Here is an 18,136-nt window from a genome sequence, read left to right on the forward strand (position 1 = left end):
CCACGGGCGTGGGCCGGGAGGTGGGGCGCTGAGCGAGGACGGAGGCTTCGGAGTCGAGGCAGACGACGTGGGCCGCGTGGGAAGGAAGCGACGACGTCAGCCGCTGGTGCGTCAGCAGCACGGGGGCTTGGGAATCCTCCAACATGCCGGCCAGTCGCTCGCGGGGATAGGCCGGGTCCAACGGGACGTAGGCGGCGCCGGACTTGAGGACGGCCACGAGGGCCACCACCATGTCCAGTGAGCGCTCCAGGCAGACGGCCACGAGTTGATGGGGGCCGACGCCCAGGGCGCGCAGGTGGTGGGCGAGCTGGTTGGCGCGGGCGTCCAACTGCGCGTAGGTGAGTGCCTCCGACTCGAAGCGCACGGCCTCGGCGTGAGGCGTGCGGTCCACCTGCGCCTCGATGAGCGTGTGCACGAGCGCATCCGCCGGATAGTCCTCCACGCGCCCCTGGAACTCCTCCAGCACCTTCCGTCGCTCGTCCTCCGACAGGAGGGACACCTCATGGGTGCGCTGGCGAGCATCGGCGATGGCTCCACGCAGCAGCCGCTGGAAGTGCTCCGCCATGCGAGCGGCGGTCTCCGGCCGGAAGAGGTCGAGGCTGTACTCCAGCCGACCCATCAGTCCGCCGGATCGCGGCGTCAGCAGCACGGAGACGTCGAACTTCGACGTCTCCGTGGACAGCGGTATCGACTCGACGCTCAGCCCTGGCAGGGACGGGGTCTCCAGTGGCGCATTCTGGAGCGTGAACAGCGTCTGGAAGACCGGCGTCCGGGACAGGTCGCGCTCGCCGCCCAGGGCTTCCACCAGCCGCTCGAAGGGCACGTCTTGTCGTGAGAAGGCGGCCAGGGACTCCTCGCGGACGCGTGCGATCAGCTCCACGAAGGTCGGCGTCCCCGCCAGGTTCGCCCTCAGCGCGAGGGTGTTGACGAAGAAGCCGATCATCGCCTCCAGCTCTGGCCGGACGCGATGAGCCACGGGGGTGCCGACAGAGAACTCCGTCTGCCCCGAGTAGCGGGACAGCAGGGCCTGCCAGCCCGCAATCAGCACCATGAACAACGTGGCGCCTTCGGCCCTGCCCAGCCGCTCCAGGTCGGAGACGAGGTCGGGCGGCAGCGTGAAGTCATGGGCCGCGCCACGGGAGCCACGGACCGCGGGACGCGGTGCGTCCGTGGGCAGCGCCAGGGGCGGAACAGCTCGGAGGTGCTCGCGCCACCAGCCGAGCTGCTCGCGCGCGACCTCTCCCTCCAGGACCCGCCGGTGCCACGCCGCGTAATCGGTGTACTGCACGGGCAGCGGGGCCAGGGTGGGTTCACGTCCCTCGCGGAGGGTGCCGTAGAGCGCCGCGACCTCTCGCACCAGGACGCCCATGGACCAACCATCCGAGACGATGTGGTGCATGCACACCACGAGCAGGTGCCGGGAATCCTCCACCCACAGCAGTCGAGTGCGCAGCAGCGGGCCACGCCCCAGGTCGAAGGGCGAATGGGCCTCCGACTTCAACGCAGCACGCACCGCGGCCTCACGCGCATCGGCCGTCAGCGCGCGCAGGTCCTCCACGGGAAGCGGCCACTCATCGGGGGCCGCCTGGATGCATTGGACCGGCTGGCCGTCGCGATCCGCGAAGGTGGTACGCAGTACGGCATGCCGGTGGACGAGCCGTGCGAAGGTCTGGCGCAGGGCCTCGACCTGGAGCGGCCCCGTCAACTCGAGCGCGAGGGGGATGTTGTAAGAGACCTGTCCTGGTTCGAACTGCTCCAGGAACCACAAGCGCTGCTGCGCGTAGGACGCCTCCAGTTCGTCACCCGGCTGGACGTCCCGGAGCCGAACCAGGGGCGGAGCCTCCTGCCCACCGCCGCCGCTCAGTGTCCCCAGGTGGGAGGACAACCGGGCGACGGTCGGATGCTCGAAGAGGGCGCGCAACGACACGGGCACGCCGCTCTGGGTACTCAGGCGCGTCACCACCTGGGTCGCCAGCAGCGAGTGGCCCCCCAGCGCGAAGAAGTCGTCGCGAGCCCCCACCCGCGACTGGCCGAGGACCTCGGCGAAGACCTTCGCCACCAGCTCTTCCGTGGAGCCACTCGGCGGGACGAACTCGTCCTCGACGAGCGAGCGATCCGCCTCCGGGTCCGGCAGTGCGCTCCGGTCCAACTTGCCGCTCGGTGTCAGCGGGAGCGACGGGAGCACCACGAACGCGGAGGGCACCAGGTGCGGCGCGAGCTGCTCCGACAAGACCTGTCGGAGGCGGATGACCTCGCGTGCGCTTCGTGCCCCCCGCAGCGGGTCGTTGGCGAGCGCGTGCAGCGACTCGGACTCTCGCGGCGATGCCGCAGCCCACTCGACCGGGGGCTGCGTCCCTTCACCCACGAAGAGGACGTCGAGCGCGCCGTCCCGATGCGCGCCCGCCCAGCTCACCCGCGTCGCGTAGCCCAGGGACTCACCGAGCGAATAGAGGTCCTCGGGGTCCACGCCCCGTGTCCCGGGCCAGTCGCGCAGCACGTCTCGAAGCGCCGCCACCTGCGCGGGCCGGCCCGTACCCGACAACAACTTCACCACTCGCGTGGCCTCCAGGACGCGGGCATTCGGAACGCCGCGCAGGGCCAGGAGCGGGGGGCGTGTCTCCAGGAGCGCACGCACCGAGTCGAGCGACAGGTCCGCGCCCTCGGTCCACGCCGGACGCAGCGCGTCCGTCGAGGTGCCCGCTTCTCCGATGTGGAGGATGACCTCGTAGCGGAAGCGGCTGAGCTCGTTGTCGTAGCGCCCGTGCTTGGGCAGCACCTCCACCCGGGAGATGGCTGGGATGTGGGCCGGCAGCGAGGTGAAGAACGTGGGCGACAGGACCAGCTCCGCCTCGGCGAGGACGTCTCGCTGGACGCGGTACTGCAACTGCGACGTCGCCAGGCCTGGCGGCGCCCGGTGCAGTCGCACCGAGGCCTGGAATGCCTCCAACAGCTCCAGGTGACGCACGTCCCCCAGGAAGATGCGCCCGCCGGCCTTCAGGACCCTCGCCGCGCCGAGCAGCACCTGGAGGAGGTAGTCCACGCTCGAGAAGCACTGGATGACCGAGTTGAGGACCACCGTGTCGAACGAGCCAGGCTCGAGGTCCGACAGGTCCTCCACGCCCCGGTGCAGCAGCTTCACGGAGGCGAGCGCGTCCCCCATGTGCTGGCGCTGCCGCTCGATGCGCTCCAGCGCCGGACGGGCGAAGTCCACGCCCCAGTAGGCTTCGCAATGCGGCGCGAGGCGGTACAGCAGGAGGCCCGTGCCGCACCCCAGCTCCAGCACCCGGCGGGGCCGCAGCGCGAGGATCTGCGCCACCGTCGTCTCCACCCACTCGCGCATCTGGGCCTCGGGGAGAGGCCCGCCGGAATAGCTGTCGTTCCACCCGGCGATGTCGAACGTGGGGTCCGCGTTGCGTGCCTGCTGGGTGTACGTGACGTCGTAGATGGCCTTCCAGTCCGCGGACTGGTCCGCCGCGCCCGCCGGGGTCGGCTCGCCCAGCACGACATAGGCCGCCAGACGCACGTCTCCCGTCGCGTCCGGTCGCGCGAGCACCACGGCCTCGCGGACGGACGGCTGTGCCGTCAACGCTGCTTCGATCTCCCCGGGCTCGATGCGAAAGCCCCGCACCTTGACCTGGAAGTCCGCTCGGCCCAGGTACTCCAGCGTGCCGTCCGCGCGCCACCGGGCCACGTCGCCCGTGCGGTACATGCGAGCGCCATCACCCCCGGAATGGGGATCCAGCACGAACCGCTCCGCGGTGAGCTCGGGGCGATTCCAGTAGCCTCGCCCGACCTGGACACCCGCGATGAACAGCTCCCCTGGAACCCCCACGGGCGTGGGGTTGCCGAGCCCATCGAGGATGTAGATGCGGGTGTTCGCCACCGGGCGACCGATGGGCACGACGGGCCCCGTGCCACCCCGGACGCAGTGCCAGTGCGTCACGTCCACCGCGGCCTCGGTGGGGCCGTACAGGTTGTGGAGCTCCGTGATGGCGGGGAGTCGCGCATGGGCGCGATGGACCCACTCCGCGGGGAGGGCCTCGCCGCTGCACATCACCCGACGCAGGTGTCCCAGCGCCTCCAGCCCCGGCTCATCGAGGAAGGCCCGCAGCATCGAGGGCACGAAGTGCGTGGTGGTGACGCGCTCCTCGGCCATCAGCCGGACGAGGTAGCGCGGGTCGCGGTGCCCCTCGGGCTTCGCGAGGACCAGCCGCGCGCCGGCCATCAGCGGCCAGAAGAACTCCCACACCGAGACATCGAAGCTGAACGGCGTCTTCTGGAGGACGTGCTCCTCCGGCCCCAGGCCGTACTCGCGCTGCATCCACTGGAGCCGGTTGACGATGCCCCGATGCGAGTTCATCGCGCCCTTGGGGCGACCGGTACTGCCCGACGTGTAGATGACGTAGGCGAGGTCCGCCGGCGTGTTGCGACGCTCCAACCGGGGCCCCGCCGCGGCGTCGGCGAGCTCCACGTCCATCCGGATGAGGACGGTGCCGGGTGCGCGGACCTGGTCCTCGAGCGAGGCCCGCGTCACGATGACCGGTGCCCGAGTGTCCTCCCGCATGAACGCGAGGACGTCTCGTGGATAGGAGGGGTCGAGCGGAACGTAGGCGCCGCCCGCCTTCAGGATGCCGAGCAGGCTCACGACGAGGTCGACGCTCCGCTCCAGGCAGACCCCGACGAGGACGTCCGGCCCCACGCCCTGCTGGCGCAGCACCTGGGCGAGTCCATTGGCGCGCGCCTCGAGCTCCCGGTAGGTCAGCCGCTCCGCCTCGAAGGCCAGGGCGATGGCGTCCGGAGTCCGATCCACCTGCGCTTCGAACAGCTCGACCAGGGTGCCCGCGTCACCGAGCCGCTCCTCGGGCGGATTCCAACCGTGGAGCACCTGTCGCCGTTCGGCGTCGGTCATCAGCGGCAGCTCGGCGATGCGCTGGTCGGGCGCGTCCGCCATCCCGGTCATCACCACCTCGAGCTGGCCCAGGAGTCGATCGACCGTCTCCGCGTCGAAGAGGTCCGCCGCGTACTTGCAACTGATCAACAACCCGTCGGGCCCATGGATGGCCTCGAACGTCAGGTCCAGTTCGGCCGTGCGGTTGTCGAGCAGCGATTCGCGCGGCGACATGGCGAGAGACAGCCCACCCCCCATGGGCAGCTCGCGGGGCAGGTCGTAGTCGTCGAGGACGAAGGCGACGTTGTACAGCTCCCGTCGCTGAGCGCCGGATTGGAGCGCGGCGAGGACATGGTCGAACGGACAATGACCATGGGCGAGTGCGCCGAGCGTGACCTGCTTCACCACGCCCATGAGCCCCGTCGTCGTCACTGACTCCGGGAGCCGCATGCGCAGTGGGAGGAAGTTGGTGAAGTCGCCCACCAGCTCCCGGGTCCCCGGGACGTCCCGCCCGTACACCACGGTGCCCACGACGAAGTCCGCCTGTCGGCTCCAACGGTGGAGCACGACGGCGAGCGCGCTGATGACGCTCACGAAGGGCGTGGCGCCCTGTTGACGTCCCAGGTGATGCAGCCGGTGCGTCACCGAAGCGGGGATGAGGCGCAGGCGCCGTGCGCCCCGGAACGACATCCGCTGGGGACGAGGCCTGTCCGTGGGGAGCGCGAGGAGGGATGGCGCGTCCGCGAGCGTCTGTCGCCACCAGGCCAGCTCCGGCGCCATCGCCCGGGGCGTGAGCTGGGTGCGTTGCCACGCCGCGAAGTCGGCGTACTGGTGCGCGGGCTCCACGAGCGGGGACGGGCGTCCGTCGCGGAAGGCGGCGTGGAGGGCCGCCAGCTCGCGCAGGAGGAGGCCCACGGTCCATCCATCCGCGACGAGGTGGTGGAGGGACAGGACCAGCACATGGTCCTCGTCGCCGAACCGCACCAGGGTCCCCCGGAGGAGTGGCCCCGTGGCCACGTCCATCGGTCGTTGACCGTCGAGCACCGCCAGCGCGTCGAGCACCGCGCCCCGGTCGGCGCGCCCCGTCGCGTCCACCCGCTCGACGACGAGCGGCGTCACGGGACGAATCCGCTGGAAGAGGGACTCCCTGGTCGAGACGAACGTCGAGCGCAGCACCTCGTGCCGGCGCGACAACTCCGTCAGGGCCCGCTCCAGGACGTCCACATCCAGCGGTCCACGCAACGGAAAGGCGAGCGGAAGGTGGTACGCGGTGGAGGCCGGGTCGAGTTGCTGCATGACCCAGAGCCGGTGTTGCGGGAAGGAGGCCTCCGCGAGCCCCGACGTCTCGGCACGCCGGGAGAGCGGAACGAGCGCGGGGCGTGTCGGGGCTGGCCGCGCGACACGCTCGGCCAGCTCCGCCAGGCTGACGTCCTGCAACAGGATCGTCGCGGGGAGGCGAACGCCGAAGCGCTTCTCGATGCGCTCCTGCAGCTCCGCCGCTCCGAGTGAGTCCATCCCCAGCCGCGTCAGGGGCGTGCCCTCGTCGACGCCCGATGCCGCGCTCCCCAGTACCGCCTCGAGCTCTTCGCGCAGTCCCCGTGTCAGGGCTCCGCGCGCGGCCTCGGCGTCCGCCCGGAGGGCGGCCACGGCGGGAGGCGGGGCCTCCGGCGCGTTCGTCCCCATCCGCCAGAGGATGGGCAGCTCCCCGGAGAGCAGCCCCGCGCGACAGGCGTGACGCTGGATCTTCCCGCTCGACGTCTTGGGGATGGCGCCAGGGGGCAGCAACGCCACGGCGCGAGGCTGGACCTCCAGCTCCCGCGCAATGGCCTGTCCCAGGGCGTCCGCCACCTCGGCCAACGCCGCGGCATCTCCCGACGAGGCCAGCTCCCGGGACACCTCCGCCATCACCCCGAGCACCTCTCCACCCGGAGCTTCGAGGGAGAACGCCGCGACGCAGCCCAGGCGCACGCGCGGGTGCGCGCGCTCCATGACGACCTCGATGTCCTGTGGGTACAGGTTGCGGCCCCGGAGGATGATGAGGTCCTTGCGGCGCCCCGTGACGATGAGCTGTCCGTCCTCTCGCAACAGGCCCAGGTCGCCCGTGCGCAGATACCGTGGGCCGTCCTCGACGCCCTCGGGCCGCGCGCGGAAGCCCTCCTCGGACAGCTCGGGCTTGCGCCAGTAGCCCTGGGCCACGCTGTCGCCCGCCACCCAGATCTCCCCGACCTGTCCCGCGAGCCGGGGCGTCCGGCGCTCCGGGTCGACGATGAGCAGGCGCTGGTCGCCGAGCACCTCACCGCTGGAGACATGAGCGTGCGTCCCCGGGGCCTCGGGCGACCTGTCCACCGCGCGCCCGCCCGCGAGCGAGCCGTCATCGAGATGGAAGGCGCGCGGCCCCTCGCCCTTGCGCGCGCCCGTGACGATGAGCGTGCCCTCCGCCAGGCCATAGCAGGGATAGAGGGCTTCCCTCCGGAAGCCCGCGGGCTCGAACACCCGGGCGAACCGCTCGAGCGTGCCAGCGCGGATGGGCTCGGCGCCGCAGAACGCGACCTCCCATGAGCGCAGGTCCAGCGCGCGCACGTCCTCGGCCGTGGCGCGACTGGCGCACAAGTCGAAGGCGAAGTTGGGCCCCCCGCTGATGGTGCCCCCGAGCCGCGAGATGGCGCTCACCCAGCGCAACGGCCGCTGGAGGAAGGCGAGGGGGGACATCAACGCCACGCGGTAGCCACCACACAGGGGCGCGAGGATGCCGCCGATCAGCCCCATGTCGTGGTACGGCGGCAGCCAGAAGACGGACACGCTGTCGTCGCGCACCTGGAGGCCGAGCGAGATGAGCCCCGTGTTGTGCAGCAGGTTCGCGTGGGTCAGCATCACGCCCTTGGGCGTGCCCGTCGACCCGGACGTGTACTGGAGGAACGCCAGGGAGTCTGGCCCGATGTCCGGCTCGCGCCAGTCGACCTCTCCGCCCTCCGGCAGCGCGTCCGTCGCCAGCCAATGCAGCGCCCGGAAGTCCGGCGCCTGCTCGAAGACGAAGTCCGTCAGCCCGAGGATGCCGGAGGTGGTCAGGACCACCAGGGCCTCCGCATCCTGGATGATGGCGCGCAGCCGGGGCAGGGTGCGCTCCAGTCGCGAGGGGTCCGGCGGATACGCGGGGACGGCGATGGCCCCCGCGTAGAGGCAGCCGAAGAAGCCCGCGACGTAGTCGAGCCCCGGTGGATACAACAACATGACGCGCTGACCCACCGCGCCTCGCGCCTGGAGGGCCGCCGCGATGCGCCTGGCGCGGCGATCCAACTCCACCGCGTCGAGCGTCAGGTCCTCGCCGTCGTCTTCGGCGATGAAGGTGAAAAGCGGAGGCCGCGACGCGGCGTTGGCCGCGCGCGCACGCGTGGCGTCGATGAGGGTCCGAGTTGTCGTGTCCATGGGGGGGTGTGGGGCTCGGATGGACGTGTTTCTGAGAGGTCCTTAATAACAGGCGTCTCTCAGAATCGCGGAAAATGCGATGTCCCACACTACCCGCCGCTCCGCGAGTACGTCGTGAGCGGCCACAACCCATACCTATAGAAAAATTCTGACTTCAGGGCCTCCCGAAGAGTCCCCGGAGCCACCCCATGAACGTGCGTGGCTTCGGAGTTGCTTCGGGCGGAGGCGCGACGGCCTGGATGGCGGATTGCGCCGGAGCTGTGATCCGCGGCGTCGCGGAGACCTTGGGCGGCGCGGGGCGAGCCGCCTGGGCCGGAGCCGCGGGGGCCTGGGGCCTGGGCGCCGGAGCCGGGGTGGGGGCCTCCGGCGCGGGCTGGGCGAGCTTCGCCTTCACGGACTCGGGGGTGTCGCGCGTGGAGAAGGTGCTGGAGACCTCACGCCCGGAGGCGGACTCGCGCGCCGTCACCTTGAGGAGGGACTCGTTGTTCACCTCGAACGTCACCGTCACCTGGACACCGCCGCGCGGCAGCCGGGGCAGCCCCGTGAGCTTGAGCGTCCCGAGGAACTCGTTGTCGGCCGCCTTGTCGGAGTCCCCCTGGAACACGGTGAGCTCCAGCTCCGTCTGCTCGTCGCGGTGGGTGGACAGCGTGTAGCTCTTGGTGGCCGGCAGCGACGTGTTGCGCTCCAGCACGGGCTTGAAGCGCCCACCGGGCAGCCCCACGCCAATGGCCATGGGCAACACGTCGATGAGCACCACGCCCTCGAGCTGCCCCAGGCTGTGCGCCAGGAGCGCGGCGCCCAGCGCGACGGCCTCGTCCGGGTGGACGCCCTTGCTGGGGGGCTTGCCGAAGAAGCGGGTGATCTTCTCGTGCACCAGCGGGAAGCGGCTCTGGCCTCCCACGAGGATGACCTCGTCGATGTCGCGCGGCCCCAGCTGCTTCGCCTCGAGGACCTCGGCGCAGACCTGGAGGGTGCGGTCCACCAGCCCCTCGGTCAGCTCGATGAGCTTCTGGCGTGTCAGGGTGACGTCCAGGTCGTACGGCTTGTCGTCGATCATCGTGACGAACGCCACGTGCACGCGCATCTCCGAGCGCTCGGACAGGGCGCACTTGGCCCGCTCCGCGGCGTCGTTGATGCGCTGCATGGCCACGCGGTCGCCCTGGAACGGCCGGCCCGTCTTCTTCTGGAACTCCTCCAGGAGGAAGTTGACGATGGCGTTGTCGAAGTCGATGCCGCCCAGGAACGTGTCGCCGCCGGTGGAGATGACCTCGTAGACGTTGTCCGAGAGCTCGAGCACGGACGCATCGAAGGTGCCGCCGCCCAAATCGTAGACGAGCACGCGCTGGTTGAGCTTGCGCCCGTAGCCGTACGCCAGCGCCGCCGCGGTGGGCTCGTTGAGGATGCGCTCGACGTACAACCCCGCGAGCTTGCCGGCCTCGCGCACCGCCTGCCGCTGGTTGTCGTTGTAGTACGCCGGGACGGTGATGACCGCGCGGGACACCGGCTGCCCCAACTGGTTCTGCGCCACCTCGCGCACCTCGCGGAGGATGAGCGCGGAGATCTGCTGGAGCGTGTAGACGCGCTCACCCAGCTTCACGCCCGCGTCGCCGTTCTCCCCGGGGGTGATCTCGTAGTGGAAGCGGTCCTTGATGTGCTCGACGATGGGCGAGCCGTAGGGCCGCCCCACCAGCCGCTTCGCGCCGTACACCGTCTGGCGCGGGTTGGTGAGCATCTGCCCCTTGGCGGGGTGGCCCACCACCAGCTTGCCGCGCGTGTTGACGGCGATGATGGAGGGCACCGTGTTGTGCCCCTCACGGCTGTTGAGCACCCCGGGGCGCCCGTTGCGCACGTAGGCCGCGCACGAGTTCGTCGTCCCCAGGTCGATGCCGATCACCAGGCCCGTTCGTTTGGGCTCCTCGGTGCTCAGGTCCAGCCCCGCATGCGTCATCAGGGCCGGGGAGCCCGTCGGAGCGGCGCTCGCGGGCGTGGCGGCCAGGGCGACGGACGGACCCGGCTGCGTGGGTGGGACGGTGTAGTCCGGCGTGCCGACCCCAGAGGGGACCGGGGGGACGTCCGACTGGGCGTGGGGGAGGGCGGCGACCGCCAGCTCGAGGAAGCGCTTCGTCTGGGGGTCGACCCCCAGGAAGCGCAGCCCCATGCCGGGCACGCCCTGGCCCCCCTGGCCCGTCACGAAGTGGACCACCGCGGAGGCGTGGATGAGGCGCTCGCCGTTGGCCAGGCGCAGGTCGAGGTTGACGGGCGTCCCGGGCGGCTTCACCGCGCGAGCACGCAGGTAGATGCCGCCTCGCGTGACGTTGCCGCCATACTTCGCCAGGAACTCCTCCGGCGTCGCGAAGGGCAGCTTCACCACGAGACCGACCGCCGCCTGATTCGATTCCGTCAAAGCCCGGTTCCTGAGACGAGAGGGGATAGCCCGCTGCTTGGATTATCGCTCGAAGTGCGAGTGAACGGGCGTCAAAAAGTCCACCCTTCCGGGTTGCGTGGCGACAACGTACCTCGTATGGAACCGCACCCGCCGGGCGCTGGTGCCTCGCGGGCCCCTTCGTCCCGGGAGCGCCCTCCATGCTGAACCCCGAAATCCGGCTCGCACTCACCTTCGATGACGTGCTGCTGGTGCCCGCCGAGAGCGCGGTCGTCCCCAAGGATGCCGACCTGACGACGCGCCTGACCCGCAACCTCCGCCTGAACATCCCGCTGCTGTCGGCCGCGATGGACACGGTGACGGAGGCGCGCACCGCCATCGCCATGGCGCAGGAAGGCGGCATCGGCGTCATCCACAAGAACATGACGCCCGAGCAGCAGGCGCTCGAGGTCCTCAAGGTCAAGAAGTTCGAGAGCGGCATGGTGGTGGACCCCGTCACCATCGACCCCGAGGCCCCGCTGGGCCGCGCCATCGACCTGATGCGCCAGCACGGCGTGTCCGGCATCCCGGTGGTGAAGGGGCGCCGGCTGGTGGGCATCGTCACCAGCCGCGACGTGCGCTTCGAGACCAACCTCACCCAGAAGGTGGAGGCGGTGATGACGCGCAAGCTCGTCACCGGGCGCGAGGGCATCTCCCAGAACGACGCGCAGAAGCTCCTGCACGAGCACCGCATCGAGAAGCTGCTGGTCGTCAACGACGACTTCGAGCTGCGCGGCCTCATCACCATCAAGGACATCGAGAAGCGCCGCACGCACCCCAACGCGGCCAAGGACGCCAAGGGCCGGCTGCTGTGCGCCGCCGCCGTGGGCGTGTCCGCGGACCGCGAGGCGCGCGTCGACGCGCTGGTGAAGGCGGGCGTGGACGTCATCGTGGTGGACACGGCGCACGGCCACTCGCGCGGCGTGGTGGACGGCGTGCGCGACACGAAGAAGAACTTCCACGGCTTCGAGCTCATCGCCGGCAACGTGGCCACCGCGGAGGCGACGCGCGCGCTCATCCTGGCGGGCGTGGACGCGGTGAAGGTGGGCATCGGCCCGGGATCCATCTGCACCACCCGCGTGGTGGCGGGCGTGGGCGTGCCCCAGGTGACGGCGGTGGACGACTGCAGCCGCGAGGCGGACAAGCACGACATCCCCATCATCTCCGATGGCGGCATCAAGTACTCGGGCGACATCGTCAAGGCGCTCGCCGCGGGCGCGAGCACGGTGATGATCGGCTCGCTCTTCGCGGGCACCGAGGAGGCCCCGGGCGACGTCATCCTGTACCAGGGCCGCAGCTACAAGAGCTACCGCGGCATGGGCAGCCTGGGCGCCATGAAGCAGGGCGCGAAGGACCGCTACTTCCAGGCGGACGTGGACGCGGTGAAGCTCGTGCCGGAGGGCATCGAGGGCCGCGTGCCGTACAAGGGCACGCTCGCCATGAACGTGCACCAGATGCTCGGCGGCATCCGCAGCGGCATGGGCTACGTGGGCTGCGGCACCATCGACGAGCTGCGCAAGAGCGCCCAGTTCGTGCGCATCACCTCCGCGGGGCTCAAGGAGAGCCACGTGCACGACGTCATCATCACCGAGGAGGCCCCCAACTACCGCGTGGAGTAGCCCGCGGCGGGCGCCTCCCGGGGCGGCGTGGGAACGAGAAGAGGGCCCGCGCCAACCCGGCGGGGCCCTCGTCCTCAGCCAGCGCGCGGGGCGGTGGGGACTACTTGCGGCCCTTGCGACCGCCCGTGGAACCCGCCTCCTCGGCGGGCGTGGCGGAGATCTTCTTCTCCGCGTTGGCCACGCGGTTGAGCAGGGCGTCCTTGTCGTCCGGCTCCAGCGTCTCGATGGCCTGGCGCAGGGTGTTGAAGTCCAGGCGGGCGATGGTGACGGTGTTGCCGCCCTTGATCTCCTGGACGGTGGGGACCTCCACCAGCTCGCGCATGTAGGTCTCGAACTCGACCCGCACGTCCGCGGTCTGCTGGACGCAGTTGTCCTTGGCGTTGACGATCTGCTGGCTGCCCTCGCGGTAGCTCAGGTCGGGGTTGCGGTTCATCGCATCCTCGAACGTCGAGGTGCGCTTGCGCAGGGAGGAGTACAGCTCGATGTAATCGACCAGGCGCTCGGTCTCCTCGCGGTTGACGTTGCGCGCCTTGCCGAGCGCATCGGTGGTGTCATCACAGGTGAGCTTCTGGAGCTCGGAGACCCCTGGCACGTCCTTGACGGCCAGGTTCTGGGTCTCGCGGTCCAGCCGCTCATCCGAGGAGATCTCCTTCACACATCCGGAAGCGGACAGAAGGAGGAAAGCTGCAGCAGTGGAAGCGGACAGGCGGCGGAGCATCCGGACCTCGAACAATTGAGGGGACTTGGGCGTTGATTTCCGGAAGTTTGTAGCGATAAGGGCCCCCAGCCGTCAACGACGCCCCCTTGGAGAAACTCCGGTGGACCTGCACGCCGAGAAGATCCTGATCCTTGATTTCGGGAGTCAGTACACCCAGCTCATCGCCCGTCGGGTGCGCGAGCTGGGCGTCTACTGCGAAATCCACCGCCCGGACCTCCCCTCGGAGGACATCCGGCGCTTCGCCCCTCGGGGCATCATCCTTTCGGGGGGCCCGGCGTCCGTCGAGGCGCCCGACTCCCCCCGGTGCGACCCCTTCGTCTTCGAGGCCGGGGTCCCCGTCCTGGGCATCTGCTACGGGCTCCAGCTCACCGCCAAGCTGCTCGGCGGCCGCATCGACCGGACGGCCCACCGCGAGTTCGGAAACGCGGAAGTCGAGGTCATCTCGGCGCGGGGACCGTTCTCGGAGTTCCGTCCGGGAGACCGGGTCCAGGTGTGGATGAGCCACGGGGACCGGGTGGAGGCGCTCCCGCCGGGCTTCGAGGCCATCGGTCGCTCGGGCAACTCGCCCTTCGCGGCGGCGGCGCACGAGAGCAAGCCCTTCTACGGCTTCCAGTTCCACCCGGAGGTGGTCCACACGCCGCAGGGCAAGGCCATGCTGCGCGCCTTCCTCTTCAACGACTGCAAGGTCAGCGGCTCGTGGACGATGAAGGGCTTCATCGACGAGGCCGTCGCGACCATCCGCAAGCAGGTCGGTGAGCACGGGCGGGTCATCTGCGCGCTGTCGGGTGGCGTGGACAGCTCCGTGGCCGCGCTGCTGCTCCACCGGGCCATCGGGCCCCGCCTCCAGTGCATCTTCGTGGACAACGGGGTGCTCCGGCAGGGGGAGCGCGCCCAGGTGGAGGCGCTCTTCGTGGACCGCTTCCACGTGCCGCTGAAGACGGTGGATGCGCGGGCGCGCTTCCTGGAGAAGCTGGCCGGCGTCACGGACCCGGAGAAGAAGCGGAAGATCATCGGCCGCGAGTTCATCGCCGTGTTCGAGGAGTCCTCCCGCGACATCCAGGACGCGGAGTTCCTGGCCCAGGGGACGCTGTACCCGGACGTCATCGAGTCCGTCTCGTACAAGGGGCCGTCCGTCACCATCAAGAGCCACCACAACGTGGGCGGCCTGCCCGAGCAGATGAAGCTCAAGCTGGTGGAGCCCCTGCGCGAGCTGTTCAAGGACGAGGTCCGCGCGCTCGGCCGCGAGCTGGGGTTGCCGGAGGAGATGGTGTCCCGGCAGCCGTTCCCCGGCCCCGGTCTGGCCATCCGCGTGCTGGGCGAGGTGACGGAGGCGCGGCTGGAGCTGGTGCGCCGCGCGGACGCCATCGTCCAGGAGGAGATTCGCGCGGCCGGGCTCTACAAGGAGCTGTGGCAGGCGTTCGCGGTGCTGCTGCCGGTGCAGAGCGTGGGCGTCATGGGCGACGAGCGCACCTACGAGTCCACCTGCGTCCTTCGCGCCGTCACCAGCGTGGACGGCATGACGGCGGACTGGGCCCGGCTGCCGTACCCCGTGCTGGAGCGCATCTCCACGCGCATCACCAACGAGGTGCGCGGCATCAACCGCGTCGTCTACGACGTGTCCTCCAAGCCCCCCGCGACCATCGAGTGGGAGTGAGGCCGGGGCCTCCCGGGACTCGCGCCGACGGCTGACCGTTGGCTTCATCCATGGGCCGGCTGGCATCCTTGCCCGCCGGCCCGTGGTGTTTCAGGGGCGCCCGCTGGCGTCCGGCGGTGCATCCAGGAGCCGCGCCAACGCGGCGCTGGTCGACGGGCCCAGGCGGTCTGGGGGAGGGCGGTCGGGAAGGGTGCAGTCCCGTGCGAGACTGCGCCTGGTTCCGAGAAGGGAAGGTCGCACATGAGGAAGAGCCTGAGTGCCAGGGGCGCGGGAGTCCTGTTGGGGGGAGTCCTCCTGCTCATGCCCCTGGCTGTCGCCGTGGCCGCGCCCCCGCGCAAGGGGGCCGCCGCCCCCGTCGCCATCGTCCTGGGGCACGAGATTCGTCGCGCGGACCTCGCGCCCCCCGGAGGGCCACGGCCCGACGCGGATGCCGAATGGAAGGCCAAGAGCGATGCCCTCCGTCTCCAGGGGCTGCTCCTGGCTCCACTCTTGATGCGCTATGCCCAGCAGAAGCAACTGGAGCCCACGCCGCAAGAAGTGCGGGACTGCACCGCCGCGATGGACGCCAAGAGCGCCGAGCTGCGAGAACGACAGAAACAGGAACTCGACACCCTGCGTAGGCAGCTCGGAGCGAGGGACCTGTCCGTCGCGGACCGCGAGGACCTCCGTACCCGGCTCATGACGCTCGAGAACGTCACGAGGTTCGACGAGGCGGACCAGGCCGAGCGGGCCCAGAACCCCGAGCTGGCCGCGGAATCCTCCGCGCGCGTCTCCCGCGACATGGTCCTCGCGTGGAAGGTGCAGCGGGAGCTGCATCGCCAGTACGGCGGGGACATCATCTTCCAGCAGGCGGGCCCCGAGGCGGTGGGGGCGTACCCCCTGTTCCTGGAGGAGCGACAGAAGGCCGGCGACTTCCAGATCCTCGACCCGGACCTGTCCCGTCGCTTCTGGGAGCGCATCCGCAAGGGGGCCGGCATCCGCGTCGAGCAGGACGCGCTGGAGACGCCGTGGTGGCTCGAGAAGCCCGCCCCGAAGCGCTGAGCCGCTGGGGCGTGAACACCGGCGCCGCCAGGAGCCCTGAATGAACGAAGAGGCTGCCCGGGGTGCCCAGGCAGCCTCTTTGCTTTTCCAACGAGGGCCTCGAAGTCGGGCTCCCTGCTCGGAAGCCGGTGACTACCCGGCCGGGTTCGCCTTCACGGGCGGCACCTGGGTGCTCCCCGGGCGCAGCTCCTCGAGGACGCGGTTGGCGCCGTAGATCTTCTTCAGCGCCTCGATGATGGCGTCGCTGTGCACGGCGACGGTGCGGTTGACGCTCTCGTCGAAGCCGTACTCACCGCCCAGGGACTGGATGTTGCCGTCGAACACCAGGCCGATGATCTCCGCGTCCTTGCTGATCATGGGCGAGCCGGAGTTGCCGCCGATGATGTCGTTGGTGGTGACCATGTTCATGGCCGTGGCGCCGTCGAGGTTCTTCTCCGCCTTCAGCCAGGACGCGGGCAGCGCGAACGGGTCCTCACCGGTCGCGTGGTCGAAGGTGCCCGCCATCTGGGTGATGGGGTCCACCTTCTTGCCGTCCTCCATGTAGCCCTTCACCGAGCCGTACGACAGGCGCAGGGTGAACGTGGCGTCGGGGTACTGGTTGGTGCCGTAGACCTCGAACTTCGACTTGGCCACCAGCTCGCTGTTCTTCTTGATGACCGCCTCGATGTTCTCCTCGTAGTTCTTGCGGACCGCGCGGGAGTCGCCGTCCAACGCGAGGGCGAGCTGGATCATCGGGTCCTTGGAGGCCGCGATGGCCGCCTTGCCGCCGTCGAACAGCGCCTTGCGGACGGAGACGTCACACACCTTGGAGCCCTTCACGTCCTTGATGACGCACAGCTTGGAGCCCTTCACCAGACGGGTCGCCAGCTTCTCCGGGGACTCCTTGCCCAGGACCTTCTTCACGAACGGGTGGTTGGAGCCCAGCTCCTCGCGCATCTTCGTGAGACCGAAGGTCAGGCGGGTGATCTCCAGCTCCGGGTAGATGGGGGCGGGGCTGAGCAGCTGCGCCTGGAGCGCGGGCAGGTTGGCCTGGTTGAACTCACGCAGGCGCTGACCGTTCTCCTTGTTGAGCTCCTCGGAGGCCCGCACCAGCGTCTTGGCGATGCCGTACAGGCTGGAGGACAGGCCCGAGCCCTGCTCCATGAAGCCGAGGTCCTTGCGGATGTTGGCCATGTCGACCTGGGCCTTGGCGATCTCGTCCCACGCCGCGCCGTACTTCTTCTTCATCTCCGGGTTGGCGTCGACCTTCTTGCGCAGCTCCTGCTCCGCGGCGACCTTCTGCGCGAAGAACTTCTTGTCCTGCAGCGCCTCCAGGCGGCCCTTGAACGCCTTGAGGCTGTTCTCCACGCCGAACAGCAGGTTGTTGGAGATGCGCTTCTGCTCCGGGCCCTTCTTCTGGAACTCGGTGACGAGGCCGCGCAGCTCGGACAGCATGAACAGCGCCTTGGGCATGGCGACGTCGCGCTGGTACTCCAGCTCCGCGATGGTCAGCCCGCGCGAGGTGCGGCCGGGGTGGCCGGTCACGAAGGTGAGGTCACCCTCCTTGGCGCTCTTCTCGGACCACTTGAAGTAGTTCTCCGTCTTCGCCGGCTTGCCGTCCTGGTAGACGCGCAGGAACGTCACGTCGAGGTCCCAACGGGGGAACTCGAAGTTGTCCGGGTCGCCGCCGAAGAAGGCGATGGCGTGCTCGGGCGCCATGACCAGGCGCACGTCCTGGAAGCGGCGGTACTTGTAGAGGTTGTACTTGCCGCCCTGGTACAGCGTCACGACGTCGCAGCGGACCTTGGCGTCACCGGCGGAGCACTCCTGCTCCATCGCCGCCATCTTCGCCTTCAGCGTGTCGCTGTACTGCTTGCCGGACAGGCCCTGCGTGGCCTGGTTGAGCGCGTCGGTGACGTCGGTGATCTGCTCGAGCTGGTTGATCTCCATCGCCGGGCACTGCGTCTCCTCGGCCTGGCTCTTCGCGTAGAAGCCGTTCGCGATGAAGTCCTTCTTCGGACCGGAGAGCTGCTCGATACAGCCGCGGGCGCAGTGGTGATTGGTCATCACCAGACCGTCCGGCGACACGAAGCTGGCGGAACAGCCGCCCGCCAGACGCGCGGAGGACAGGCGCACCTTGTCGAGCCACTGCTGCGACGGCTCGAACCCGTACTTCTCCTTCACCTTCGCGGACGGGAAGTTGTTGTAGGTCCACATGCCTTCGTCGGCCAACGCGGGGGACGCGCCGACGAGGGTGGCGATCAGGAACAAACGCTTCATGAAGAGGTCCTTTCCAGGGCCAGGGATGTCGCGGTTCTGCGGGAAGCCCCTGCCTCGGTCAACCGGGAAAAAAGCCGGGATGAATTCCCATCTCGTGGAACATTCGAGCGGG

7 protein-coding genes are annotated in these 18,136 nt (G+C 69.8%); 3 read left to right on the top strand and 4 right to left on the bottom strand.

Going from position 1 to position 18,136, the window contains the following annotated elements:
• Both LZ198_RS10630 and LZ198_RS10635 read right to left on the bottom strand, forming a co-directional pair.
• Nucleotides 1-8,311: non-ribosomal peptide synthetase (locus tag LZ198_RS10630; RefSeq protein ID WP_253971803.1), on the bottom strand; the 8,311-nt coding region annotated here is incomplete at its 3' end.
• A gap of 154 nt (nt 8,312-8,465) precedes the next feature.
• A complete protein-coding gene (locus tag LZ198_RS10635) occupies nt 8,466-10,715 on the bottom strand; it encodes a TIGR02266 family protein (RefSeq protein ID WP_253971804.1) in 2,250 nt (749 codons plus the stop codon).
• A 179-nt stretch (nt 10,716-10,894) separates the two neighbouring features.
• On the opposite strand from LZ198_RS10635, the gene guaB reads away from it, so the two are divergent.
• Nucleotides 10,895-12,352 carry an IMP dehydrogenase gene (gene guaB, locus LZ198_RS10640; RefSeq protein WP_253971805.1) on the top strand — a complete coding sequence of 486 codons (1,458 nt, stop codon included), beginning with the start codon at nt 10,895-10,897 and terminating at the stop codon, nt 12,350-12,352.
• A 100-nt stretch (nt 12,353-12,452) separates the two neighbouring features.
• On the opposite strand, the gene LZ198_RS10645 is transcribed toward guaB, so the two are convergent.
• A complete protein-coding gene (locus LZ198_RS10645) occupies nt 12,453-13,085 on the bottom strand; it encodes a hypothetical protein (RefSeq protein ID WP_253971806.1) in 633 nt (210 codons plus the stop codon).
• Nucleotides 13,086-13,170: 85 nt separating this feature from the next.
• Between LZ198_RS10645 and guaA the strand changes: the two genes are divergently transcribed.
• Both guaA and LZ198_RS10655 read left to right on the top strand, forming a co-directional pair.
• Nucleotides 13,171-14,724: a glutamine-hydrolyzing GMP synthase gene (gene guaA / locus LZ198_RS10650; protein ID WP_253971807.1), complete on the top strand. Its 1,554-nt coding sequence runs from the start codon at nt 13,171-13,173 to the stop codon at nt 14,722-14,724.
• A gap of 300 nt (nt 14,725-15,024) precedes the next feature.
• Entirely contained in the window at nt 15,025-15,765 is a 741-nt protein-coding gene (locus LZ198_RS10655) for a hypothetical protein (protein ID WP_253971808.1), read from the top strand.
• A gap of 132 nt (nt 15,766-15,897) precedes the next feature.
• On the opposite strand, the gene LZ198_RS10660 is transcribed toward LZ198_RS10655, so the two are convergent.
• On the bottom strand, nt 15,898-18,024 hold the full coding sequence (locus LZ198_RS10660) for a S46 family peptidase (RefSeq protein ID WP_253971809.1): 2,127 nt from the start codon (nt 18,022-18,024) through the stop codon (nt 15,898-15,900).
• Nucleotides 18,025-18,136 lie beyond the last annotated feature (112 nt).

Origin of the sequence: Myxococcus dinghuensis (genome assembly GCF_024198235.1) — a bacterium.
Taxonomy (GTDB): Bacteria; Myxococcota; Myxococcia; order Myxococcales; family Myxococcaceae; genus Myxococcus; species Myxococcus dinghuensis.